Origin of the sequence: Streptomyces sp. NPDC048111 (genome assembly GCF_043202815.1) — a bacterium.
Lineage (GTDB): Bacteria > Actinomycetota > Actinomycetes > Streptomycetales > Streptomycetaceae > Streptomyces.
Map to the genome: position 1 here is coordinate 14,082 of NZ_JBIDBD010000040.1, position 23,734 is coordinate 37,815.

At 67.8% G+C, this 23,734-nt stretch carries 18 protein-coding genes; 8 read left to right on the top strand and 10 right to left on the bottom strand.

Going from position 1 to position 23,734, the window contains the following annotated elements; all coding sequences use genetic code 11:
* Nucleotides 1–56 precede the first annotated feature (56 nt).
* The 5 genes from sbnB (at nucleotide 57) to ACGF3I_RS32720 (ending at nucleotide 5,401) form a co-directional block, all read left to right on the top strand.
* Nucleotides 57–1,115 carry a 2,3-diaminopropionate biosynthesis protein SbnB gene (gene sbnB, locus ACGF3I_RS32700; RefSeq protein ID WP_393138492.1) on the top strand — a complete coding sequence of 353 codons (1,059 nt, stop codon included), beginning with the start codon at nucleotides 57–59 and terminating at the stop codon, nucleotides 1,113–1,115.
* 15 nt (nucleotides 1,116–1,130) lie between these two features.
* Entirely contained in the window at nucleotides 1,131–2,108 is a 978-nt protein-coding gene (gene sbnA / locus ACGF3I_RS32705) for a 2,3-diaminopropionate biosynthesis protein SbnA (protein WP_393138494.1), read from the top strand.
* Between the two features lie 442 nt (nucleotides 2,109–2,550).
* A complete protein-coding gene (locus ACGF3I_RS32710; protein ID WP_393138496.1) occupies nucleotides 2,551–4,431 on the top strand; it encodes a fatty acyl-AMP ligase in 1,881 nt (626 codons plus the stop codon).
* The gene (locus ACGF3I_RS32715; protein WP_393138498.1) at nucleotides 4,428–4,724 is read left to right on the top strand and encodes an acyl carrier protein; all 297 of its coding nucleotides are present in this window, start codon (nucleotides 4,428–4,430) and stop codon (nucleotides 4,722–4,724) included. Before ACGF3I_RS32710 ends, ACGF3I_RS32715 begins: the two co-directional genes overlap by 4 nt.
* On the top strand, nucleotides 4,721–5,401 hold the full coding sequence (locus ACGF3I_RS32720; RefSeq protein WP_393138500.1) for a 4'-phosphopantetheinyl transferase: 681 nt from the start codon (nucleotides 4,721–4,723) through the stop codon (nucleotides 5,399–5,401). Before ACGF3I_RS32715 ends, ACGF3I_RS32720 begins: the two co-directional genes overlap by 4 nt.
* Nucleotides 5,402–5,498: 97 nt before the next feature.
* Here the strand turns inward: ACGF3I_RS32720 and ACGF3I_RS32725 are convergent, their stop codons facing one another.
* Nucleotides 5,499–8,462: a trypsin-like peptidase domain-containing protein gene (locus ACGF3I_RS32725; protein ID WP_393138502.1), complete on the bottom strand. Its 2,964-nt coding sequence runs from the start codon at nucleotides 8,460–8,462 to the stop codon at nucleotides 5,499–5,501.
* Complete coding sequence (locus ACGF3I_RS32730; RefSeq protein WP_393138504.1) at nucleotides 8,452–8,763, bottom strand: trypco2 family protein; 312 nt, start codon at nucleotides 8,761–8,763, stop codon at nucleotides 8,452–8,454. Before ACGF3I_RS32730 ends, ACGF3I_RS32725 begins: the two co-directional genes overlap by 11 nt.
* 408 nt (nucleotides 8,764–9,171) lie before the next feature.
* On the opposite strand from ACGF3I_RS32730, the gene ACGF3I_RS32735 reads away from it, so the two are divergent.
* Entirely contained in the window at nucleotides 9,172–9,837 is a 666-nt protein-coding gene (locus tag ACGF3I_RS32735) for a hypothetical protein (protein ID WP_393138505.1), read from the top strand.
* Between the two features lie 16 nt (nucleotides 9,838–9,853).
* Here ACGF3I_RS32735 and ACGF3I_RS32740 read toward each other — a convergent pair whose 3' ends face one another.
* The 4 genes from ACGF3I_RS32740 to ACGF3I_RS32755 form a co-directional block, all read right to left on the bottom strand.
* Complete coding sequence (locus tag ACGF3I_RS32740; protein ID WP_393138507.1) at nucleotides 9,854–10,267, bottom strand: DNA-binding protein; 414 nt, start codon at nucleotides 10,265–10,267, stop codon at nucleotides 9,854–9,856.
* Nucleotides 10,249–10,533 carry a hypothetical protein gene (locus ACGF3I_RS32745; RefSeq protein ID WP_393138509.1) on the bottom strand — a complete coding sequence of 95 codons (285 nt, stop codon included), beginning with the start codon at nucleotides 10,531–10,533 and terminating at the stop codon, nucleotides 10,249–10,251. The genes ACGF3I_RS32740 and ACGF3I_RS32745 overlap by 19 nt, the downstream gene beginning before the upstream one ends.
* A gap of 192 nt (nucleotides 10,534–10,725) precedes the next feature.
* Complete coding sequence (locus ACGF3I_RS32750) at nucleotides 10,726–11,925, bottom strand: tyrosine-type recombinase/integrase (RefSeq protein ID WP_393138511.1); 1,200 nt, start codon at nucleotides 11,923–11,925, stop codon at nucleotides 10,726–10,728.
* Nucleotides 11,900–12,463: a hypothetical protein gene (locus ACGF3I_RS32755; RefSeq protein ID WP_393138513.1), complete on the bottom strand. Its 564-nt coding sequence runs from the start codon at nucleotides 12,461–12,463 to the stop codon at nucleotides 11,900–11,902. Before ACGF3I_RS32755 ends, ACGF3I_RS32750 begins: the two co-directional genes overlap by 26 nt.
* Before the next feature lie 143 nt (nucleotides 12,464–12,606).
* On the opposite strand from ACGF3I_RS32755, the gene ACGF3I_RS32760 reads away from it, so the two are divergent.
* Both ACGF3I_RS32760 and ACGF3I_RS32765 read left to right on the top strand, forming a co-directional pair.
* Entirely contained in the window at nucleotides 12,607–12,771 is a 165-nt protein-coding gene (locus ACGF3I_RS32760) for a helix-turn-helix domain-containing protein (RefSeq protein WP_393138515.1), read from the top strand.
* Nucleotides 12,772–12,883: 112 nt separating this feature from the next.
* Nucleotides 12,884–13,831 carry an AAA family ATPase gene (locus tag ACGF3I_RS32765; RefSeq protein WP_393138517.1) on the top strand — a complete coding sequence of 316 codons (948 nt, stop codon included), beginning with the start codon at nucleotides 12,884–12,886 and terminating at the stop codon, nucleotides 13,829–13,831.
* A gap of 549 nt (nucleotides 13,832–14,380) precedes the next feature.
* Here the strand turns inward: ACGF3I_RS32765 and ACGF3I_RS32770 are convergent.
* From ACGF3I_RS32770 to ACGF3I_RS32785, 4 genes are all read right to left on the bottom strand, one after another.
* Nucleotides 14,381–16,375, bottom strand: a complete 1,995-nt coding sequence (locus tag ACGF3I_RS32770) for an ATP-binding protein (protein ID WP_393138519.1) — start codon at nucleotides 16,373–16,375, stop codon at nucleotides 14,381–14,383.
* A 167-nt stretch (nucleotides 16,376–16,542) separates the two neighbouring features.
* Entirely contained in the window at nucleotides 16,543–17,265 is a 723-nt protein-coding gene (locus ACGF3I_RS32775) for a M48 family metallopeptidase (RefSeq protein ID WP_393138521.1), read from the bottom strand.
* Nucleotides 17,252–20,365, bottom strand: coding sequence for a type I restriction endonuclease subunit R (locus ACGF3I_RS32780; protein WP_393138523.1), 3,114 nt, complete (start codon nucleotides 20,363–20,365; stop codon nucleotides 17,252–17,254). The genes ACGF3I_RS32775 and ACGF3I_RS32780 overlap by 14 nt, the downstream gene beginning before the upstream one ends.
* Nucleotides 20,362–23,430 (bottom strand): type I restriction-modification system subunit M, encoded by a 3,069-nt coding sequence (locus tag ACGF3I_RS32785; RefSeq protein WP_393138525.1) that lies wholly within the window; start codon nucleotides 23,428–23,430, stop codon nucleotides 20,362–20,364. Before ACGF3I_RS32785 ends, ACGF3I_RS32780 begins: the two co-directional genes overlap by 4 nt.
* Between the last annotated feature and the right edge of the window lie 304 nt (nucleotides 23,431–23,734).

Here is a 23,734-nt window from a genome sequence, read left to right on the forward strand (position 1 = left end):
AAGGCGGGGTTACCGGGTGGGAATCGCTCCGCCCGCCCGCTGCAATGGAGATGTGGATGACAAAGGAAGAAACCGTCCCGCCGTTCGCCGTGATCCCCGGCTCGCAGGTACATCGCGTACTGACCGGCCACGAGCAGCGCACGATGGATCTGGTGGAGGCCGCCTACCGGCTGCACGGCGAGGGCGACACGGTCAACCCGCCGTCGTATTTCCTGCGCTTTCCGGACCGCCCGACCGCCCGGATCATCGCGCTGCCGGCCTCCGTCGGCGGCCCGAACCGGGTTGACGGACTGAAGTGGATCTCCAGTTTCCCGGAGAACGTGGCCTCGGGGATCCCCCGTGCCTCCGCGGTGCTGGTGCTCAACGACCATGCCACGGGCTACCCCTTGGCGTGCCTGGAGAGTTCGATCATCAGCGCCGCCCGCACGGCGGCCTCCGCGGCGCTCGGCGCCGACCGGCTCTCGCGGGGGCGTCCGCGTCCGCGCAGGGTCGGGTTCATCGGCTCCGGCTTCATCGCCCGCCACATCCACACCTACCTCGCCGGCACCGGCTGGACGTTCGAGGAGGTGGGGGTGCACGACCTGTCCGCCGCGTACGCCGGCGAGTTCCGCTCGTACCTGGAGGGTGCGGGCGAGAGCGGACGGATCACCGTGCACGACAGTGCCGAGGAGCTGGTCCGCTCCTCGGACCTGGTGGTCTTCGCGACGGTCGCGGCGGCGCCGCACGTCCACGACCCGGCCTGGTTCGCGCACAACCCCGTGGTCCTGAACGTCTCGCTGCGCGATCTGTCGCCGGAGGTGCTGCTCGCGTCGGCGAACGTGGTCGACGACGTGGAGCACTGCCTGAAGGCGGACACCTCGCCGCATCTGACCGAACAGCGCACCGGTTCACGGGAGTTCATCGACGGGACGCTCGCCGAGGTGATGGCGGGAAAGGTGGTGATACCCACGGACCGCCCCGTGGTGTTCTCGCCGTTCGGGCTCGGTGTGCTCGACCTCGCGGTCGGCAAGTTCGTGTACGACGAGGTGGCCGCCCGGGGTGAACTGCGCGTCATCGACGGGTTCTTCCACGAGGTGGACAGGTATGGGCGCGCCGCGACCGACAGCCGTTCCTGAGGTGAGGGGGCCCAAGTGCCGGTGATCTCCGTACCCGAGGACTTCCACTCGGAGGATCTCTATGTGGACCTGCGGTCCGTCCTGGACGTGCCGCTGTATCTGAAGTGCGAGGGCTTCAACTTCGCCGGGTCGATCAAGCTGAAGGCGGCGCGGGCGATGATCGCCGACGCCGAGCGCAAGGGGATCCTGCACCAGGACTCGATCATCGTCGAGTCCTCGTCGGGGAACCTCGGCGTCGCGCTGAGCATGATCGCGGCGAGCCGGGGCTACCAGTTCCTGTGCGTCACGGACACCCGCTGCAACCTGAACACCCGGCGGCTGATGGAGGCGATGGGCGCCCGGGTGCACACCATCACCGAGCCCCACCCCGAGGCGGGGTTCCTCGGGGCGAGGCTCGACCACGTACGCCAGCTGTGCGCCTCCGACGAGCGGCACGTGTGGCTCAACCAGTACGCCAACCCGAGCAACTGGCAGGCGCACTACCGCTCGACGGCGCCCGCCATCGCGCGGCGCTTCCCGGATCTCGACGTGCTCTTCGTCGGCGCGGGCACGACCGGGACGCTGATGGGGTGCGCGCGGTACTTCAAGGAGGCGGGCGGCCGGGTCACCGTGGTGGCCGTCGACTCGGTCGGCTCGGTCACCTTCGGCGGGCCGCCGGCACCCCGCATGATCCCGGGCCTGGGCTCCGGGGTCAGGCCGCCGCTCCTGGACACGTCGTACGTGGACGAGGTGGTGCTGGTCCCGGAGATCGACACGATCCGGGTGGCGCACCGGCTGGCCGCCGGAGGTTTCCTGTTCGGCGGCTCCACCGGCACGGTCGTCTCGGGCGCGCTCGGCTGGCTGGCCGAGCACCGCGAGGGCGTCCCCTGCACGGCGGTGGCCATCTCGCCGGACCTCGGCGAGCGGTACCTGGATTCGATCTACCAGAGCAACTGGGTGAGCGACCTCTACGGCGCCCACGCCCTGGACCTCGGGCCGGTCCGCACGGGCTGAGCGCTCGGGCGGGTCGCGGAATCGACGCGGGGCGGCGGCCCGGCCCTGCCCGGGCGCACGGCCCTCGCCCGGCCGCCGCGCCCCAAACTCCCCCACGCCCAGGCGCAGATGAAAGGAGCGCCTGGCCATGAACGGACGCCGGACCGGAATCCCCCGCCGGTTCGGCGTCTCGCACAGTGCGGCGGGCGGCCCCGCCCGGGGCAAGCGGGGCCGGGGTCCGCGAGGGCGGCGCGCGGGGCCGGGGTTCTGCCGGGTGCGCCGGGCCGGCCTTCGCGAGGTGCGCCGGGGGGCGGGGCAAGCGGGGCCGGGGCTCTGCCAGGTGCGTCAGCCGTGCGTCAGGGGTGGGCGGGACGATCGGCCGAGGGTCGCCGGGGGCAGCGACGCGCGGCACGGCCGCGGACGCCTTCCCGAGCGGCGCCAGCCGAGAGGAGCGCGCATCCCCATGGACCTGCACCCCGCGACCACTCCGCCCCAACTCCCCACCCCCGCGACGCTCGTGGAGGCCCTGCTGCTGCGTGCCTCGGGCCCGGACGCGGACCGCCCGGTGTTCACCGCGCTGGACGCCGAGGGCGGGCGTCTGGCGCGGCTGACCGCCGTCGAACTCCTGGCCCGGGTCCGGGCCACGGCCGCCGCGCTGAGCGAGGTGGGCGGGCCCGGCGACCGCGTGATCGTCCCGGCCCTGCCCGGCCTGGACTTCCCGGTGGGCTTCCTGGCCTGCCTGTACGCGGGCCGCGTCGCCGTACCCGTACCGCCGCTGGACCGCGAGGAACGTCCGCGTACCCCCGCGTGCGGACCGTCGCGCCTCGGGGCGATCGGGCGGGACTGCGACGCGGTGGCGGTACTCGTGTCGACGGCGGCGGAGGCCGAGCGGGAGGCGCCCGGGGGCCGGCTCCGCGTACCCGTACGCCGGGCGGAGCGGGGGGCGCCCGCGGGGCCGGAGGGGCCTGCCCGGCGGGGGGAGCCGGAGGGGCCCGTGCCGGAGGCGGCCTTGTTGCGTCACCAGCCCCACCCCACGGCGCTCGACCCGAACACCATCGCCCTCCTCCAGTACACCTCGGGGTCCACGAGCGCCCCGCGCGGTGTGATGCTCACCCACCACAATCTGATCGCCAACCAGACGGCGTTGCGCGACCGGTGCGAGGTCGACTCCGGTACCACCGTCGTGAGTTGGCTGCCGTTCTTCCACGACATGGGACTGTGCACCAGCGTGGTGCTGCCCCTGGTCTCGGGTGCGGCGGCGGTCACGATGGAGCCGGCCACGTTCGTGCGGAACCCGATGGTGTGGCTGCGTGCGATCGAGGCCGAGGAGGACGTGTTCGCCGCGGCTCCGGACTTCGCGTACGAGCTGTGCGTGCGCCGGATCCCGGCGGCCGAGCGCGGCCGGGTGGACCTGTCGACGTGGCGGATCGCCGCGAACGGGGCCGAGCCGGTGCGGGCGGAGACGCTGCGCCGCTTCGCGGACGCGTTCCGCGCGTCGTTCTTCCGCCCGGAGGTGTTCTCGGCGGGGTACGGCCTCGCGGAGTGCACCCTGGGGGTGACGCTGGGCCGCCCCCTGTACGAGGCGCCGGTCCGCCGCTGCGACCGGGAGGCGCTGGCCCGCGGCCGGGCCGGGGCGGCGTCCTCGCCGGGGCCGGCGGTCGAACTGGTCGGCTGCGGGCGTCCGTTGCCGGGGGTGGAGCTGCGGATCGTCGACCCGGCGACACGGCGGGCGCTGCCCGCCGGGGAGGTGGGCGAGATATGGGTCAACTCCCCCGGAAACGGCCTGGGTTACTGGACGGGCGGGCCGTCGGCACCCGCAGACCCCTTCGACGTGGCACCCCCGTACGACGGACGGCCTCCCGCCCCCTCAGCGGGTCGCTACGTCCGCACAGGGGATCTGGGGTGGGTGGACGAGGACGGCGAGCTGTATGTGACGGGCCGCCTCAAGGACGTCCTGGTGGTGGCCGGCGAGAACTACTTCCCGCAGGACGTGGAGGCGGTGGCGGGCGCCGCGCACGAGGCCTTCGCGCACCAGCGGGTCGCGGCGTGGCCGCTGGACGAGGGGGCGCCGGGGGTCGCGGTGGTGGTGGAGACGGCGGAGCGGGATCCGCGGGTGCTCGCGCACGCGGTGCGGGCGGCGGGCATCGCGGTTGCCAGGACCCTGCCGGCCCCGGTGAGCGTGTTCGCGGTGGCCCGCGACCAGGTGCCGCGTACGACCAGCGGCAAGACGAGGCGCCGCGACTGCGCGAGCGAGGTGAGGGCGGGCCGGGTGCCCCTGCTCGCCCAGTGGTCGAGCCGGCGGGCCGCAGCGCCCGGCCGCGAGGAGAGGAGCACGTCCGCATGAGCAGCCGTACGGCCGGATCACCGGCGCCGCGATGCACGGTCACCGAAGAGGACGTGGCCACCCATCTGGCCCACCTCCTGTCCCAGCACCTGGACTTGGACCATGACCTGATCGACCCGGACGTCCCCCTGAGCGCCTACGGAATCGACTCGATGACCGGCACCTGGCTGACGTCCGCACTGAGCGCACGCTGCGGCGTGCCGATCGACCGGGCCCTGCTGGTGCACCGGCCGAGCGTGACGGAGGTGGCCCAGGACGTGGTGGCGGCGCTGACCGCACCGGCCACCTCGTGATCGAGGCGCTCTTCCCGCACCCGGCGACGGCCACCGCGGAACACTTCGGCGACACCCCCGACGGGGAGGGCCTGTTCCCGCAGGAGCGGGCGCTGGTGGCGGGGGTGGGGGCCGGGCGGCGTCGGGAGTTCACCACGGTGCGGCACTGCGCGCGCGCGGCGATGGCGGCGCTGGGTGCGGCGGCGGCGCCGCTGCTCCCCGACGAGTGGGGCGCGCCGCGCTGGCCGCCGGGGATCGTGGGCAGCATGACGCACTGCCGTGGCTACCGCGCGGCGGTGGTCGCGCGAGCCACCGCGGTGCGGGCCCTCGGCCTCGACGCGGAGCCGCACCGCCCGCTGCGGGACGGCGTCCTGGACGCGGTGGCGACCCCGCGGGAGCGCGCCGCCCTGTCGGCCCTGGCCGCGCTCGACCCGTCGGTGCACTGGGACCGTCTGCTCTTCTGCGCGAAGGAGGCGACGTTCAAGGCCTGGTTCCCGGAAGGCATCCACACCCCCGGCCCGCGCCCGACGAGCTTCCACCACATAGAGGCAACCCTGCGCCGCACGACCGGAACCTTCCACGCGGTGGTGCTGCCGGGGCGGGGGGAGCAGATGGCGTTCGAGGGGGTTTGGGGGGTGGGGAGGGGGGTGGTGGTGGCGGGGGTGGGGGTGCCGGCGTCTTCCGGTCCGCGCCCCTGAGCGCGCGTCTCGAAGCAACACCCTCTGGCAGCTGCCGCCCCTGACGTGCACTCCGTCGCGGGCACAGCAGCCCACCCACCGCCCGTCTCGGCCGGCGCTACTCCGGAGCCCGCCCCGCCCACGCAAGCACCCACTCCGGTCGGATGACTTCCGCGTTGCCGTCGAGCGCGGCTGCGGCCTCGGCCAGGGCTTCGGCCGGGGCGGTGGGGAGGGCGTGGGCGGCGCGGGCCAGGGCGCGGGCCGCGGCTGCCTGGGTGGCGCCCGCGATGTCCAGGGCGGCGGAGGCGCGGTCGGCCGTGGTGGCGGATTCCCCGGCGCGGCCGTCGCACCAGTACGCCCAGGCCAGGTTCAGCAGACAGACCCCCTCGGCCCGCGGGTTCTCCATCAGCGAGGCCTCGTGGCGGGCCTCCTCCAGGATCGCGGCCGCGCGGTCCGGTGCGTCGAGGGCGAGCAGGGCGATTCCTTGCGCGTTGAGGGCGTAGGCGATCGCCTCGCGGCTGTCGGCGGCCCGGTAGGCGCGGGCGGTTTCGGCTCCCGCGTCGGCGGTCTCCTGCCAGCGGCCGAGGGTGAGGAGGGCGATGGTGCGCGCGTTGCCCGCACGCGCCCTGGTCAGCAAGTCACCGCCGGTCACGGCGAGTTCGGTCAGCCGGTCGGCCACCGTGAGCGCGCTGCTGCCGTCGCCCAGATAGCTGTGGGCGAGGCTGAGGGACAACAGGGCGTGCACCTCGCGTTCGGTGTCGCCCAGTTCACGGGCCAGCTCGGCGGCGCGCGTGAGCGGGGCGATGGTGGCGCCCTGGTCGCCGAGCTGGCGGTGGGCGTCGCCGAGTCCGAACAGCGCGCTCTGGAGGGCGGGCCGGTCGTCGAGGCGCTCGGCCAGGGCGGCGGCCTCGCCGAACAGCCGTACCGCCTGCTCCATCGGGCCCGCGCTGAGCCGGGCGTGCCCGTAGGCGACCGCGTGGGCGAGGCGTACCCGTTCGTCGCGGATGCGTCCTTCGACCGCGAGGTGCATCGAGACCGCGGCCAGTACCGAGCCGTGCCACACCAGCCATTCGCTGATGTCGCACAGCACCCGAGCGGCGGCGTCGTGGTCCTCGGCCCGCACCAGGTGGTCGAACCGGCGCCGGTTCGGCTCGATGTCCTCCAGGGTGCGCCACTCGCCCCGCGGCCGGGTCTGCCGGCCGTACCAGGACGCGATCTCGCGTTCCACCGTTTGCCTCCTGTGGGGTCCGTGCCGCGGCATCCGTCCGTAGGCGATCTCCGCGTCCAGTGGGTGCAGCGCGAAGGTGCGGTGCGCCCGGTCCACCGAGACCAGGTGTCTTCGGACGAGCGAGATGAGTACGGGGGCCGCGGGCAGCTCGGGATCGAGCCCGGACAGGATCTCCTCGACCGCGCTCTGCGGCACGGGCGTACGGAGCGCGGCGAGCACACCGAGGACGGCGTGCGCGCGTTCGTCCAGGCGCTTGTAGCGGTCCTGGGCGAGATCGGCCACGACGTCGTGGCGCCGGGTGAAGTCCTTCAGGACGTCCTGGAGGGTGGGCAGCAGTACGGCGTCGTCGGCGAGCGCACCGATGAGGAGTTCGAGGGCGCGCGGTACGCCGTGGACGTGCACCGCGGCGTGCAGCAGCTCGTCGTCGGACAGTTCCGCGATGCCGAGGCTGCCGTCCCGGTCGAGTTCGCGCAGCAGGGCCGCCGCCTCGGCGGGGCTGAGGCCCTCGGAGAGCTCCACATGGGCGGCGAAGCGCCGCAGCTCGGGCGCGAGGCGCACCGGCACCTGGCTGGTGACGAGCAGGCGCGGTGTGGAGCGGACCCGGAAGAGCCAGTCGAGGATGGCCGTCAGTTCCCCGTCGACGATGCTGCCGTCGTCGTCGAGAAGGTCCTCCAGGTTGTCCATGAGGACGATGATCAGGCGCTCGCCCAGGGCGTCGTGCAGGTCGGCGAGCCGGTCCTGCGGCGACCCGCCAGCGCTCCAGGCGGCCCGCAGTTCGGCGTGGCGTTCGGGACCGAGCAGCCGGGCGCAGTCGAAGTAGAGACGCTCGAGGGAGATCCCGGAGGTACGGGTGGAGAGGTTGACCAGGCCGGCCGGCAGCGGGCCCTGGACGGTGCCCGGCCATTCGCCGCGGTCGAGGAGATCCATGACCTTCGCGGCGAGCGCGCTCTTGCCGATACCACGCGGCCCGGTGATGGTCACCATACGGATCGCGGGGTCGCTCAAGTGCCGTGCGATGGAGTCGCGTTCACTGGTGCGGTTCTTGAACAGCTCGATGCCGTACGCCACGGGGACGCCCACCACGCGCGGGTCAGGTTCCCACTCGCCGCGCGCTTCCGCGGGCCGGCTCACGCCCGGCCCCGCGAAGGGCAGGGGTTCACCCGCGTCGAGGCCGAGCAGGCGGCAGAGTGCGGTGCGGGCCGCGCCGTCGAGGCCCCGCAGGACGTGGTCGAGGCGGACGGCGGTGAGCCGGCCGGTGCCCTCGGAGCGGTGGTGCTCGGCCATCACGCCGACGATGCGTCGCCCCGCCCACACCGCCGCGCCGGACATGCCCGCCCAGGGCGAGGACGCCGGGTCGGGGTCCGCACCGGCCGGGGCGACGGTCATCTCCAGGGTGCCGGTCCGCAGATTGGAGAGCGCGGCGACGGTGCCGTCCGCCTGGTGCAACTCCCGGAAGGATCCACCGCCTTGGGGCCGGGCGCGGCGCTTCCACAGCGGGAACCCCGCGGCGCACACGTCGATCACGGCGTGCCGGTCGTCCGCGATGCGCCCGAAGCGGGCCCGCTCGGCGACGGCGGGCGCGGAGGGCGGTGGCGCGATGCTCAGTACGGCGAGGTCGAAGCCCTGCTGCGCCCACGCCACGTCGGCCGGGGCGGACCATTCCCCCGTGCGGTCGGCGTCGCACCGTACGACCAGGGTGCGCGCATCGGCGACTACGTGCGCGGCGGTCAGGACCACCCCGCCGGCGATGCGGTATCCGGACCCGCGCCGCCTGCCGCTGCCGGTCTCGACGATGATTTCGGCAATGTGGTGCGGGTCGAGCCCACATCCGTCGGACGCCGGCTCAGCCCTCATCGAGCAGCTCGGCACCCGAGATCAACGCCGGGCGATCGGGCTCGTCCGCGCGGACGGGCTTGAGGGTGAGCGTGAGCCGCTGGGTCACCGTCTGCGCGCTGCGCGTGGAGTGGTGGACGTCGAAGACCCAGAACCGCACTTTGGCCCCCGGTTCGCGGCTGCGCTCCACCCCCACGGTGAGTTCGAGGTCGAGCTTCTCCGCCTGGAACCGGAGCCCCTCACCCTCCCCGTCCGCCATGGCCCGGCTCAGCTCGCTCCGCAGCTGAGCGATCATGTCGGCCAGCTCCACCGCGTCGTCCACCCTCAGCCCCCGCCCTGCTCCGACTGGCCCGTGTTGTCTGCCTGTCGAGCATACCCAGGGGGCGTCAACTGGGTGTGTGGCATGCGTAGTTCGGCCCTCTGCCGGGAGCTTGGTCGGCACGGGTCGATCGCGGTTCGGGCGGGCCGGCCGATGTGGCCCCGGGGGCGGTGCTCGCGGAGGGCCTGGTCGGGGGAGCGGCCCGGGGCCGGGTCCTGGGGGGGGTGGCTCTGGCGACGCGGGCCGGGGTCGTCGCTGTCACCGTCGCCGTCGCCGTCGCCGTCGGATCGAGCCGGTCGACGCGGCCCGGGTTCGGCGCGATCAGGGCGGCTGGGTTGGCGCGGGCCCGGGTCCAGGACCGAGGCGCCCCGCGCCCCGCGGATTGTCAGAGGCGGCTGCTTTCCTGGCGGCATGACCACCGTGCACGACGCCGCCGACCTGCTCCCCGGCCCCGCCGAACTCCGCGCCCATCTCCGGGCGTTGGCCGTCCTCGACACCGCCATCGGCGACGACCCCGCCTACTGCACGTACTCCTTCGCCGCCTGGGGCCAGGCCAGCGAGGCGGCGTTGATGGACAACGGTGCCGGGGACGACTTCGCCGTCCTGTTCACCCCCGCCGGAGTGCTCATACGCGGCTTCGACCACGAGTCACCGATGAGCCCGTACACGAACGAGGACGAGGAGGTCTGGCCCGGCGTCATCGATGACGTACCCACAGCGCTCCGTCCGTTTCTGAACGACCCCGCGTTCCGCGCAGGGGACTTCGACTGCCCCAGGGCGACGTTCTGCCTGTGGCGCGAGCCCGCCGACACGGCCTGGCACACAGGTTCCGGCATCGAGTTCCCGACCGGAACCGAGGACCCGGACGGCTCGACCCACCTCCTCGGCCTCCTCACCGACCGCACCCCCGAATCGATCCAGAGCCACTTCGCGGCCTACTACGAACGCCCTGTGCCCCTCGACGCGGTGCGCGACACACTGGCGGGCCCTGACCACAACACTCATGGCGCAGGCGCCGGCCGGCTTCGAGGCCGAGCGGGAGATGACGATCCGTCCCGATGCCCGCAACAGACGTGAGGGGGACCAGGGGAAATCACACCGCCACGAGCCGCACCCGATCGCCGCACAGCTTGGCCATGTCGTCACTATCGGAAGTCAGCATGACCACAGGGCGGTGCTGTCGCAGCGCGGCCTCGGCGACGGCCGCATCGATCGCGTACATGTGTCCGTGCAACCCGGCATCCATCAGCAACTTCGAGGCCGCCCTCGCCTCCTCGTCACCGACCGGGACGACCCGCAGCCCGGAAAACACCCAGTTCAGGCGGGACTCGTTCGTACGCGCGTGGACGGCCTCGATGATGGTGAGCGCACTGGTCACAACCTCCATACCGCGCGACCGCGCCTCAGCGACCAGAGCCACCACCTGCTCTTCGTCAGCGAGCAGCTTCGAGAGTCCCTCGCTGTCGAGGACCAGCGTCCCCTCATGACTCAGCCTGCGGCGGGCCACTCGGCCCCCTCGGCAAACACCTCGTCGAAGACCTGCCGCGCCCGCTGACGGGCCGGCTCGGAGACCGGCCCCTTGCGGCTCTCGTAGTCCGCCAGGTACTCGTCCAGGACCTGCCCGCGCAGCTCACGCTCGACCGCCTCTGCGATGAACGCGGAGAACTCCCGCTTGCCCACCCGCGCCCGGATCGCCTCCGCGGTCCCCTCCGGCAGCGACAGGCTCACCCGCGTCGCCGGCCCTTCCCCGATGCCGTACGTCGCCTCAGCCATGCCCCCGATTGTGTCAAACGAGTAGGAAGAGTGCCACGTCCGCACTACCTTCACAGCACGGCCGGCGCCCGGCTACACGTTGAAGCGGAACGTTCATGAAACCCCTCACTCCCCAGTATTTCCAAGAGTTTCAGCCCTTCAATGGGGCGCAGGGTCAGCACCAAGTCAGCACGGTGTCGAACAGCCAGCACGTCACGCCGCCAACGCCTTCGCCGGAGCCGATGGCTGACGGGGAACGGACGGACGCAGCGCCTCCTGCATGACGTTCCGGCAGCGGTCCCACGCCTCCGGTACGAGGTGCCCGTACGTGTCGACGGTCGTCTTGATGTTGCGGTGACCGAGCCAGCGGCTCACTTCGTGGATCGGGACGCCGTTCGCCAACGCCGTCGAGGCGAAGAAGTGCCGCAATGAGTGCGGCGTGTACTTCGGCTTCCCGTCCGGCGTCGTCACTCCGGAGGCCTTCAACGCCTTGCGCCAGTGGTAGCCGTACGTCGACGCCGTGGGCATCTTGCCCTTGCCACGCTCGCGAGGCGCGAACAGGACCTCCAGGCCATCAAGCTCGACCGTTCCCCAGCGCTTCAGGTGCAGTCCGATCTCCTGATCAAGGAAGGTCGGCGTGGGTACGTCTCGGAACTCCTCCGCCGTGCGGTGCTTCAACGGCACGAACCGCGTGACGCAGTCGCCTTGGTTCGCCTTCGCGCTGATCTGACGTCGCAGCCGAAGGAAGCCGTCACGCTGACAGTCAGCCGAGAATCCGAGGGTCTCGCTGATTCGCAGGCCAGCGCCTGCCTGGAGCCACACCGTGAGCCGGTACTGCTCGGACATGGCTGCCGCGATGGCGTACACCTCGGCAAGCATCGGGATCTCGTCCGGATCGACCGCAGCACCTGCCGTCTTGAGCGGCGCCACTTCGTCGCACGGACTGTCGGGTATCCGGCGCTCCTTCACGGCCGCCGTCATCATGCTGCGCAGGATGTTCAGGCGGTCGTTGACCGTCGCGGCCGTCAGCCCTCGGCCCACCATCGTGGTCTGGAGCTTCTTCACGTCCGCGACGGCCAGACCGGAGAGGGTGCGGGAGCCCAGTTCGGGGATCAGGTAGTTGGAGAGAAAGCCCTGGTAGTTGCGCCGCGTGGACTCGTTCACCTGGTGCTGCTCCAGCCACTCCTCGGCCCACTTCCGCAGCGAGATCTGACCGAGCTGGGGGTCGATGTAGACACCCTGGCGCTTGTCGTTCTCCGCCTTGACGCCGAAGCTCTCGGCTTCCTTCTTCGTGGGGAACGACTTCTCCCGCTGTCGTGCGCTACGCCCTCCCGGCTCCCGGTAGCGGACCGTCCACCGGTGCCCGCACCGGGTCTTGTTCCGGCAGTCACACTTCTTCAGTACCTGCGCCATGCTTCATCCCCCTGAGTACTTCGTTGGCCTTCTCCGTCAGTCGACCGCCGGCTTTCCCTTCAACCTTCGTCAGGAATCCCCTCTGCCGGGCGGCGCGCAGATGGCCCTTCACGGTGGCCGGGTTCAAGTCGAACCCGAGCGCGAGGCGCTGCGCCGGGGCCCGCTCTCCCGCATCGACGTAATGCACATAGAGAGCGGAAAGCACCGCCAGGCGCTCATCCGTGACTCCGTCCGGCATGACGGCCAACCGCTCACCGAGTTCGCGGACGTCCACGTCGACGGCCTCCGCCAGCGACCGCATCGCGGCGAAGTCCTTACTCGGCGTGGTGTTGATCCGCCGGAGAACGGTGCTGGAGATGCCGCGCGCCACCTCCTGCGGGTCAGCGTCGTCCGCAGGAACGATCTGGATCTCTCGCGGGCCTACCGTTCCGCCAGTGCCCTCCGGCCAGTACATGGTCACCATCCATGCACCCATGCGCTTCATGACGGTCACACCGGAACGGCTCTCCGCTCCGGGTGGCTGAGGTGTCGTGTTCATAGTCGAAACGTAAGTCGATCACCCAGCTCCGTCAAGTCCGGATGCGACACAGCCGGACTTGACCAAGCCGGATGAGGAGCTCAAGATGTGAACGTCCACCCGCAGCTCCCGAAGGAGACCCGCCTTTGCACCACAACCGCCTCATGACCATCAACGAACTGGCCGAGTACCTGGGCAAGAAGCCCGCGTGGATCTACAACAACCACCGGGCACTCGGCATCCCGTCCCGGAAGGTCGGCGGCAGCCTGCGCTTCCGCCTGTCCGAGGTCGACCGCTGGATCGACCGGGAGTGCCCGGCCTCGGCCTGACCAGGACGCCCCTCTCACCTCTATCTGACCGAAAGGAGGTCACATGATCCCGCCGCCCGGCGGGAGGGCACCGGCGCACCTGAGCGCCACGCAGGAAAGGCGGCCACCCGTCATGGGAGCCATCAAGGACAAGGGGCTGCGGCTCCACCAGATCGAACGCGTCCCGTACGAGGACGCCTTCCTCATCGGCGATCTCCTCTCGACCCGCATCACGACCCTGGCCGGTGAGCCGAAAGCCGGCAAGACGCTGTTCGCCGCAGGGATGGGCATTGCGCTGATCAACGGCGAGACCGAGTTCCTCGGGCAGCCAGTACTCCGGAAGCTGGACCACATCGTGTTCGGCCTGACCGACGACGGCGCCCCTGAGGAGCTGAAGGAACGCCTCCACGGGGCCGTACCGGAAGACTCGGTGACCGTGTTCCCCGTCGAGGACCCTGGGGACTCCGGCTACTGGCCCGGCATCGCGGACGACCTCATCCACATGCAGCCCGGACTGTTCGTCCTGGACAACATCATCGGCGCACTCGCCCCTGGTGAGGACATCGCCTCCTCCGTCACCGCGCAGCGCATGATGCGCAGCCTGAAGCCGATCAGCGAAGCCGGCATCCCTGTGCTCCTCGTGACCCATACGCCCAAGGGACCGGCAGAAGGCATGACCGTCGCCTCGTCGCCCATCGGAGGCCGCGCGATCGCGGCAGGTTCCCGGGCGGTGATCGCCTTGCGCAACTCCGAGAAGTACGGACGCCGTATCCAGACCACCATCAACCGGGCCACGGAGGATCTGAACCTGCGAGTCTCCGTACGCCCGGCCGGCAAGTCCAGCGAGGTGCCGATCTGGGAGCGCCTGGACACGAAGCTCCAGCGCGAGCCGGGCATTCGAACAGCGCCCCAGTGGCAGACACTCCTCGCCGAACAGGTCCTCAAGGAGCAGCCGGAAGAAGCGACCATCGCCGGCCTCGCCCATCGCTACGCCGAATCCGTCGGCAGAGCCCCCAGCACCATCCGCGCGGAGCTCCCGAAGCTCGTCGTCCGCAGCGGCGGGGGGTGGGCAGCGGCGTAGAGAGGTGCTGATGATGACGCCTCCCCCTTATAGAGACTTCGTCATCAACCTCCACCTCGCTCCGCTCGGCAAGCCTCGCTCCGTACTTGACCTGCCCTCTTGCTCAAGTACGCCAGGATCTCTGAACTCTGGCGGCCTCTGGCCGACCAGCACTCAGGCCGCTGGGAAAAGGTTAGGAAGCCCAAGAGGGCCGCTGCGCGGCCCTGACTCAAATCTCATGGCAAGCATGAAGCAACGGCGCGGCCCTGGAGGGGCCGACAGAACAAGCCAGCCTCGACGGCGAAGGATTGACGGGCGCGACAGCGCCCCCAGAGCAAAGGGTTACGCCGAACTGGGCGGCCGTCCGGCCGCCCGCAACAGAAAGCTCCTGGCGACTACGGCCCCTGCCGGGGCCGGACAGGGTGAAGTGCTCGGCAAGGTCACTTGCCGCTGGGGCCGCTACGCGGCCACTTCCGCGTAGATCATGGCTTCCTCGCCGCCGCCTAATACAACGTCCGTTCGTTACAGCAGACGTACCACACAGGAAGAGGACGACGCAGGGGCAGCGAGTCAGCGGTTGATGGCATCCCAAACCGGCCCGCTCTCACCCGCTCTGGCCACGGGCACCGTGCCGTCACTCACCAAGTCCGCGACTGTATCGGCGTGTTCTCTGATCAGATAGTCCATGGCGTGCTCGGTCGACGACTGGTACTCAAGCTGCTCGCTGTAGAAGCGGAGTCGTTCCTGAGCGTCCTCGATGATCTCGCCCCAGGTACGCACCCAGATCCGGTAGGCGGGCTGATTGACGGCGCAGCCGGGCATCCGGTCAGGCTGATGCGCGATTTGGCGAAGGCCGTCGTCCATGGCATTGCCGACGAGCCAGAAGTCCCAGGTCACCTTGGGGTCCCGGAACCTGTCGTCGTTCATGACCGCTTGCGCGTAGCTGTTGATCTGCGCGAACTCGCCCATACCGAGGGTGACACTCGACCTCTTGAGTTCCACCACGAGATGGTGGCGCTCTCCCTTCCGCTGCCGGGCGGCGCGGGACAACATCAGGTCGACGATCCCCCGGCTACCGTCCTCCCTCAGCACAGGGGCCGGAGCCGGTGTGTCCCGGCCGAGAAGGCGGCAGTGCTGCCTCAGCACCTCGTTGAGGCTGCGGTCGCTGACATGCAGTCCGTACTCCTCACCGAAGATCCAGCACTCGTTCGCCAGAATCCGGTGCAACTCGGTGCGCTCCTGAACTCGCCTCTTGGCCACGGGCTCGAAGACGAGGTGCTCCAGAGCGGACAGGAAGTCGAGACGTCCCGTCGTCGCCGTCGACGCCTTGATCAGAGCGGACAGCGGCGTACGGTCAAGCAGCCGACTGAGTTCCGTCTGCTCCTGCTTGGAGAGCGCGAAGAGCTCCTCGGCGATCCGCAGCACCTCCCCCGGCTCGTGCGTCAGGACGGAACGCAGCAGGGCGAAGGACACCTTCTGGGCTCGCTTGCTCGCCGGCAGATGCCGCACCACCGCCGTCGCCACAGCGTCGAAGGTCTCCCGTTCCGCGCGCTCCTGGTCGTTGGCGGGCTCGCCCGCGTACGGATAGAAGCCTTCCGCGCGCCAGGAGTCGACGAGCTCCTGACGCCGCTCGTCGGCGCGTGACCGGAAGTGCACACGCATGCGCTCCCGAGCCTCGGCCAACACCTCGGCAGCGGGCCCTTCCGGTGCCCAGTCGGCAAAGGCAAGGTCACCGACCGCTTCGTCCTCGAACCCGGACCAGGAGAGGTACGCCGTGAAGTGGAAGCCCGGGGCCTGGATCTCCGGCTTCAACTGCGCCAACGACATCTCTCGGTCGTCGCACAGGATCAGCGCCCGCGAGTACGGACGCGACCACTCGATGATCTTCAGCTGGGCCGGCGGATGAGGACTTCCCGACGGCGCCGCCACCTCGTACGTCACGACGTGAACCTGCTCCGACGCCGGGTCAAGACGCGTCCCGTCGTAGGTGATGCAGATGTCCGGGTACGCCTCTAGATGGAGCGCGAAAGCAGCCGTGAGCATGGTGCGGGCCGCGTCCTCGGTCAGCTTCTGGAGATCTTCGCCGCCGAACGCCTCGAAGGCCGTCCCCGTCGCATCCGCCGTCGCCTCAGGGTCACTGACGTCGAACTCGTCCATGGAACTGCGATCGGACTCGATGACGACTCGACGGCGGCTTCCCTGCTCCCCGCTCACGCTGCTCCAGCGCACCTCGCTCCCGAGCGCGAACGCCCGGACACGACCCCGCCCGTTCTTCCCGTGCAGCACACGCTTCTTGACCTCACTGACCTGCGTGCGCTTCTTCCACGACGTACCGATCTGCTCGAAGTAGTCGCCACACTTCTCCGCCGCGATACCGGTGCCGTCGTCGATCACCGCGACCCGGTCGACGCCACCGATCTCGTTCCGCTCAAGCACGACTGTCACGTTCTCGGCGTCCGCGTCGAGCGAGTTCCAGATCAGCTCCTCGACGGCTCCGACAGGGTGACGCAGCCGAGCAAGCTCCTCGACGTGCCCACGCCCTACGGTCAATCGAAGTTTCGCCATGGGGCGGCACCTTTCACGTCAGCGTCATCTCATAGGTCCTGCGGGGAGGGGGCAGAACGCTTCCCACGCCATTGTCATTAACTCGGTACCTGATGAACGTCACTCACTGTTTTCGAGCGCCGGACGTGCGTCCACGATCTCCTCCTTCGCCTGCGCGGCCTGGCGCGTCACGTCCACAGCTCGTCGGCGAGCGGCTCCGCGTCCAAATCGTCGCGGCGACTGCGCCAGTCCGGCAGACAGTTATCCATCAGCCGGGCGAAGCGCGGGCCATGCCCGCGTTCGAGGAGGTGCGTCATCTCGTGGACGATGACGTACTCAAGAGACGCCGGGTGCTTCTTAGCCAACTCGGAGTTGAACCACAGACGGCCGGTCTCCTGGTTGCACGAGCCCCACTTGGTTTTCATCCGGCGGATGCCCCACCAAGGCACCGAGACGCCGATCTTCGCCTCCCACCGCTCGATGAGCGGAGGAACGGCGCGTCGGAGCTGCTCTCGGTACCACTGGTCGAGCAGGTCTTGGCGTCCCCGGTCGTCAGTTCCCGGAAGCGCGTACAGGACTAGTCGATCTCCGTCGATCTCCACGTGCGGACGTCCGGGGCGTTCAACCACCTTCAGGCGTCGCCTCACACCCCAGCTGTAGTGGGACTCTCCACCCACCATTTCTCGCACGGACTGCCGTCGAGCCGATCGCAGCTCGTCCTGCTGTCGCCTGATCCACGGCAGCCGCTGGATGACGGCCAGCCTGACCTGGTCGTCATCCATCCGCTGGGGTGCCGCCACCCGGACACGGCCCATCGGCGGATAGACACCGATGTGCAGGTTCTTGATGTCCTTGAAGTCCACCTGGACATCGATGCCGAGGACGGTGATCCGCGTGCTAGTGATACTCATGCCTTGCTTTCACCAGTTCGAAGAGCTCATCGAGCCGGTCGAAGTCGTCGGGCAGCGCACGCTTGACCGCGATGCGCAGCTTCTTCTCCCTCATTGGGCTTCCCGCCCAGTTGTGCGGCTTGTTGTGCAGCACCGTGGTGTCGACTTGGATAGCCAGCTGCTGGTCGTCGCGGAAGAAGTCGCACAGCGCTCTGCGCGCGCCGTTGTCAGCCCACTTCGGGTACCGCTCGGCGTCGCCTGAGTTCCTGTTTCCAAGATCCGCCGCCGTCTCCAGCAACTTGGCGAGGTACTCCTCGTACTCGATCGCACCCTTGCGACGCTCCTCGATTATCGCGTCGAGCAGCTGTGACATCTCGTCGAAGTACTTCGGGTTCGTCGCACGCTCGTCGACGATCACCTTGCGCACGTTGTTGGTGATGGTCGCGGCAACGGCTTCGGGGTTGCTCTTGATGCCCGTAGGCAGCTTGTCGACGGCGCCCGCACCCAGTTCGACGATGAGCTGGATGAGTCCGGCGTCCTCGAAGTCGGACACGGTCCTAGACGCGTCCGCCTGGATATAGGTGTCCAGGAGGAAGCGCATGCCTGCCTCATACTGCTTGAAGTCGACGTCTTCGCCTGCGCCGAGCTTCACCTCGGCCCGGACGTCCACGTAGTGGCGGACCTCCTTGCGGATGTCCTCGGCGGCCTGCGGCGAGTACTTGGCTACCTCCATGTCGTTCGCCAGGTTGGCGAAGGCCCGCGTCACCGCTGCGACGGCCTTGTACAGCTCGACACGCTTGGGCTCGTTAGCCTTGAGCTGTGCGGCGTTGCCCTGCTCAGCGGCGCAGAAGTACTGCTGGTACTGGAGTGTGCCTCGGGGCGGCGCGACCGGCTCACACAGTGCGCGGATACGTTCCAGCGCATCGTCCAGGTCCTTTCGCCCCTTGTCGATACGGTCGCTCAACAGGCCCTCGATGTCCTGCCGCTCATAGGCGTCGAACATCCCGGACGTGTAGTCGGTGACGGCGTCCTGAAGCGAGTTGAAGAGGTCGCGGTAGTCGACGATGTAGCCGTACTGCTTGTCATCCCCGTCGAGCCGGTTGACGCGGCAGATGGCCTGGAACAGTCCGTGGTCGCGCATCTTCTTGTCGATGTAGAGGTACGTGGCACTCGGCGCGTCGAAGCCGGTCAGGAGTTTGTCGACCACGATGAGGAGGCGCATACGGCCAGGTTCCTCGACGAATTGCCTCTTGACCTCCTTCTCGAACTCCTCGACCTTCCTCATCGCCACGTCTTCGGGCTCGTTGAAGTGGGCGGCCAACATCTTCCGGTAGATCTCGTACTTCCGGAGGTTCTCTGTGTGGCCGGCACCGGAGTCCTCCTTGGAGATGTCTCCCGGATTCGGCTTGTAGCTGGTGACGATGGCGCATTTGCCGTCGAAGCCCGCCTTGGAGAACAACTCGTAGAACTTGCATGCCTGGTAGACGCTGTCACCGACCAGCATGGCGTTCCCGCGGCCGTCCTTCAGACGGTCCTTGGTCTCCATGTCCATCAGGATGTCCTGGACGATCTGCATCGCCCGAGGCTCGGAGGAGACGACCTTCTGCATCGTCCCCCAGCGCTTCTTCAGCTCCGCCTTGGACAGGTCCGTCATGCCCTTGGTCTTGGCCGCGAACCACTTGTCGACGTGCGCGGCAGAGGTCAGCCGCTGGTCGATCGCACGCGCCTCATAGCTCAGGTCGAGTACGACGCCGTCCTTGATGGCCTCGTCGAACCTGTACTCGTGGATGAAGGTACCGAAGGTCTCCATGCTCGTGCCCTTGTCCGCCTTGAGCAGGGGCGTTCCGGTGAAGCCGATGAACATCGCGCCGGGCAGCAGGCGCTTCATCGCGGCATGCATCTTGCCGGACTGGGTGCGGTGGGCTTCGTCGATGAAGACGAACAGGTTGCCCTTGGCCTTGAAGTCCTTTGGGACGTTGGCCTTGAGCTCCTCGATGAACTTGTCCTGCGCCTTCTCCTCGTCGCCTACCTTGCCCACAGAGCTGCGGAACTTGTGCACGAGGGAGCAGATGAGCCACTCGGTGGACTTGTTCAAGGTGTCCAGGAGATCCGCGCCGGACTTGGTGCGGTAGATCTTCTCGTTGACGCCGTTGAAGACCTTCTCGATCTGCTCGTCCAGCTCTTCGCGGTCGGTGATGAGGAGGACACGGGGGTCCTTCTGGTTCTCACGGATCCACTTCGCCAGCCACACCATCGTGAGCGACTTGCCCGACCCCTGGGTGTGCCAGATGATGCCGCCCTCACGACGACCGATACGTTCCTGTGCCTTCTTCACGCCGAAGTACTGGTTGTGGCGGCACGCTTTGCGGACACCGGAGTCGAACACGGTGAAGTCGTGGATCAGCTCCAGGATCCGCTCCTTGTTGCAGAGTTGGAGCAGGGCGCGGTCCAACGGCCCCTCGGAGGAGGACGCTTCCTCCGCCTCTTCCTCCTCCTTCCACTCCAGCCAGTACTTCTCTGGGGTGTCGATGACTCCGTAGCGCAGCCCTTCGACGTCGTTGCCGGCGAGGACGAGATGAACCGTGGAGAAGAACGGCCGGATGAAATCGGGCCGCTGATTGCCGATCGTCTGCCGGATACCCTCACTCACTGCCACATGGGACCGCTTAAGTTCCAGAGTCGACAGTGCCAGGCCGTTGACGTAGAGCACGATGTCGGGGCGCTTCGTCTGCCGCCCAACGACAGTGACTTCCTCGGCGATGGCGAAGTCGTTCTCCTGCGGCTTCTTCCAGTCGATGAGCCAGACCGTCTTGTTCTTCTCATCGCCTCCCGGATTGACGCTTACCCCGTAGCGCAGCAACCCGTAGACATCACGGTTCGCCTCGTACAGGTCGCGGCCACCGCCTAGCGCGGCGGCCTTCTTCAGCTGGTCGATCGCCCTGGCAATGAGGAGGTTGCTGTAGCCCCGCGTACGGAGGTTCTCCTCCAGCAGCCCGACCTCGATGTTCGAGTTGCCAGCACGGCGCTCATGGTTGCCGAGATAGCGGTAGCGCAGCCGCTTCTCAAACATCCGGATGACACGCTTCTGAGTCTCGCGCTCTACCTGCCCGACGTCACTCACGCCTCAGTCTCCCCCTGAGCTGGCAGGCGCGTCCGGCCTGTCAGCAGTTCCTGCATCATGCCCTGCTTAATTTCCTCTTTCTTGGAAATCAAGCTTTCCAAATTATCAACTTGGAGATCAACGGCCGATAGAACTGCAGCAACAGCACGCTGCTCCGCCACCGTAGGCGGGATTGGCAGTTTCTGATCAAGAATGTCAGACCGTGAAAGTCCTGGAATTAGACCGGTAGATGCAGCCTTGATTTGCGAAGCATTGCACCAAAGAGAGTAGAAGAGGAAGCGTGCATCCCATCCAGATGAAGGTCGTACAGCCATAAGCTGTCGACTGATGCAGTACTCCGCATCAGCCTCAACCATCGAACCCGAACCAGACCCCTTGACGGTGATGAGGATATCGCCAGCCTTACACAACACCGCCGGCCGAGTGGTAAATTTCGTCTGCTTAATCCGACCATCAGGGAAGTCTGCGGGGCCGGTGAGGTACGGCGTTCCAATTCCTTGCGTGTTACAGTCCTTCGCCATGACGTGATTTCCAGAAATTAGCGACACACCCTCCCGGAGGGGTCTGGAAGTCCATTCACCAGAAAAGAATCCGGGGAGGCGGGTCTCCCCGGTGAGAAGTTGTCGCGTGGACCCTTGCAACCCCATCTTCTTCAAGCTCCCCGAAATCTCGGCTTCGAGCTTCTCCAGCCTCGCGTTCAGTTCGGCCACGGTTTCCGCATAACGTGCACCTAGCTCCTGAATCCGGGCTACCAAGGCGAAGGTCAGCGCCGTAACTTCACTTGTGATCCGCGAAGCGACTGTCTCATACCACTTGTCGTCCAGCACGAGAGTCTTCACGTCAACCTCCGTGAGGTCGCCGTATTTCTTCAGCGTCGCGACGCGTAGCGCCTCTTGCGCCTCCTTGGCAGCCTTCTTAGCCACCGACTCCGCGTTGTACAGCTTGATCAAATGTGACAGGGCTGCCACCTCGTCAGCATCTGCACCCTCGTATCGCGCCTTTTTCAGGCGGGCCGATGCGAATACCTTGTTGATCTTTTCATCGTCCATTGCTTCCGCCAGGAGGCCGTCCTCGACGGCGTGCTCCTCGACGTACTCCTCGACCGCGCGACTGGCCTCCTCCCATGCCGACACGAGCTCATCGACTTCGGTGCGCTCCTTTGCGAAGTAGCGCGTGACGATCAGGTCCGGCGGGATGAGGTCCATCTTGTACTTGGCAGCACTGCGGCCCGCCCCCACAACAAGGTCAGGTGTCTCCGAAAGGTTTCGGTCCCTGTCCACCACGATCTTGCGTGGCTTGGCAGCTTCGAGCCAACCGTCATTCATCACCATGAAGACGTCATCGTGCACAACGTCGTGCCAGTACGTCATGAGCTGTTCATAGACGTCGTACTCGTCAAGCAAAGGAACTGGTTTGAAGCGGGTGAGAAGGTCGTCACCAAGAGCGGCAATGAGGTCATTTGGCCGAGTGGTCTCGTCGATCTCTTCGAGCCGCTTGCGATGGGCAGCGAACCACTCGGTGGCAAGCTCCCGGGCCTCGCTCGTGAACCTCTGGAACTCGGGAGAATCAAGAATAGCCTGCTGAACCTGGCTGACTTCGATCGTCAGGTCGCTGTAGCCAGGGCGGTTCAGCTGGAACAGTTGGCCGCGCAACTGTGGGAATGCGTCCCAGTAGCCGCTGAGCGCATCGAGGTCATGGTCAGGAATGCCACCGTGTAGGTGCGCGTGTAGGTCCTGGATGTCCTCGGGCTCGGAGGAATCGATGTAGCGGGTGATGTTGAGGTTGTAGTCGTTCTTGGGGTCGGCGATCTCCGAGAGCGGAACCATGCGCGAGTAGCGTTCAATCGCGGTCTGCCGCGTGAAGACGTCAACGATCTTGTGGATGTCCTGACTGCGGAGGCGGTTCTTGTTTCCGTCCTTGATGAAACCCTTGGAGGCGTCGATCATGAAGACGCCTGTGCGGCCGACCGCGTTCTCCTTGTCCAGAACGATGATGCAGGCGGGGATGCTGGTCCCGTAGAACAAGTTCGAAGGGAGGCCGATGATGCCCTTGATGAACCCCTGCTTAAGCAGGCGTCTGCGGATCTCTGCTTCGGCGTGGGGGCGGGAGAGTACGCCGTGCGGAAGAATGACGGCTGCCTTGCCCGTGCTCTTGAGTGACTTGAGGATATGCAGAAGGAAGGCGTAGTCGCCATTCTTCTCCGGCGGCCGACCGTACTCGAATCGGCCATACTCCAGCTCCAGACCATTGCTCCAGGACTTGATCGAGAACGGCGGGTTGGCCACCGCGAAGTCGAAGGTCTGGAGTGCGTTCCCGCTGGTGAACTGAGGGCTGGTGATCGTGTCGCCCTTGAGGATCTCGGCGTCCTCGTTCCCGTGCAGGATCATGTTCATCTTGGACAGTGCCCAGGTGGCGTTGTCCTTCTCCTGACCGTAGATCGAGATGCCGCGTGAGGTCTCGGCGGCAACCTTCAGGAGAAGCGAGCCGGAACCACAGGTAGGGTCGTAGACCGTCTGGTCCTGGCGGGTATCCCTGGTGATGCCGACCACCTTGGCCAGCACGCGGGATACCTCGGCGGGGGTATAGAACTGGCCCTTACTCTTGCCGGACTCCGTGGCGAAGTGGCGCATGAGGTACTCGTAGGCATCACCGAGGAGATCGTCACCCTCGGCTCGGGAGCCTCGGAAGTCGAGGTCGCTGAAGATCGCCACCAGCTTCGACAGTCGATCCTGGATCTCTTTGCCCTTACCGAGCTTCTCGTCGTCGTTGAAGTTGGCGAGGTCGATGACGTTACGCAGGTCGTTGGCCTCGGCGAGCTTATAGATGATCTTGTTGAAGCGGTCGCCGATCTCCTTGTCTCCCTTGGCGGCGACCATGTCGTCGAAGGAACCGCCGGGCGGGACGTCGATGAGGCTGTCGGGGTCCGCCTTGGCCTTGTCGGAGACGTACTTCACGAAGAGCAGCGTGAGGATGTAGTCCTTGTACTGGCCGGCGTCCATCCCGCCGCGCAGCTCGTCGCAGCTCTTCCAGAGCGAGCTGTAGAGGTCTGTCTTCTTGAGGGCCAAGGCTCTTCTTCCCGGTAAGTCATGGCGGTCGCGCGGGCCGCCAACCCTGATGCCTGCGGCGTGACGCACGTCGCGCGGCCGTTTCCAGCCGTCGATGCGAGTTCCACGCAAGCGGCAGCCGAGTCCACGCAGGAAGCGTAGTAGAGAGAACGGCCGAGCTGACCTGTATGGGAAGAGAGACACCTCGCGACCGAGGCCAAGCAGGGGCGCCCGTCGATCGGAGGACAGAGCGCAGGCGGCCATCGGCTGCGGCGGCCAAAGGTTGCACCTTCGCGAAAGCGCGAAGACGTACGGACGCCACGGA

Excerpts from the sequence above, each read along its gene's own strand:
- sbnB (WP_393138492.1), top strand. The coding sequence starts at position 57 with ATGACAAAGGAAGAAACCGTCCCGCCGTTCGCCGTGATCCCCGGCTCG.
- ACGF3I_RS32710 (WP_393138496.1), top strand. The coding sequence starts at position 2,551 with ATGGACCTGCACCCCGCGACCACTCCGCCCCAACTCCCCACCCCCGCG.
- ACGF3I_RS32715 (WP_393138498.1), top strand. The coding sequence starts at position 4,428 with ATGAGCAGCCGTACGGCCGGATCACCGGCGCCGCGATGCACGGTCACC.
- ACGF3I_RS32725 (WP_393138502.1), bottom strand. The coding sequence starts at position 8,462 with ATGAGGGCTGAGCCGGCGTCCGACGGATGTGGGCTCGACCCGCACCAC.
- ACGF3I_RS32735 (WP_393138505.1), top strand. The coding sequence starts at position 9,172 with ATGACCACCGTGCACGACGCCGCCGACCTGCTCCCCGGCCCCGCCGAA.
- ACGF3I_RS32745 (WP_393138509.1), bottom strand. The coding sequence starts at position 10,533 with ATGGCTGAGGCGACGTACGGCATCGGGGAAGGGCCGGCGACGCGGGTG.
- ACGF3I_RS32750 (WP_393138511.1), bottom strand. The coding sequence starts at position 11,925 with ATGGCGCAGGTACTGAAGAAGTGTGACTGCCGGAACAAGACCCGGTGC.
- ACGF3I_RS32755 (WP_393138513.1), bottom strand. The coding sequence starts at position 12,463 with ATGAACACGACACCTCAGCCACCCGGAGCGGAGAGCCGTTCCGGTGTG.
- ACGF3I_RS32760 (WP_393138515.1), top strand. The coding sequence starts at position 12,607 with ATGACCATCAACGAACTGGCCGAGTACCTGGGCAAGAAGCCCGCGTGG.
- ACGF3I_RS32765 (WP_393138517.1), top strand. The coding sequence starts at position 12,884 with ATGGGAGCCATCAAGGACAAGGGGCTGCGGCTCCACCAGATCGAACGC.
- ACGF3I_RS32770 (WP_393138519.1), bottom strand. The coding sequence starts at position 16,375 with ATGGCGAAACTTCGATTGACCGTAGGGCGTGGGCACGTCGAGGAGCTT.
- ACGF3I_RS32775 (WP_393138521.1), bottom strand. The coding sequence starts at position 17,265 with ATGAGTATCACTAGCACGCGGATCACCGTCCTCGGCATCGATGTCCAG.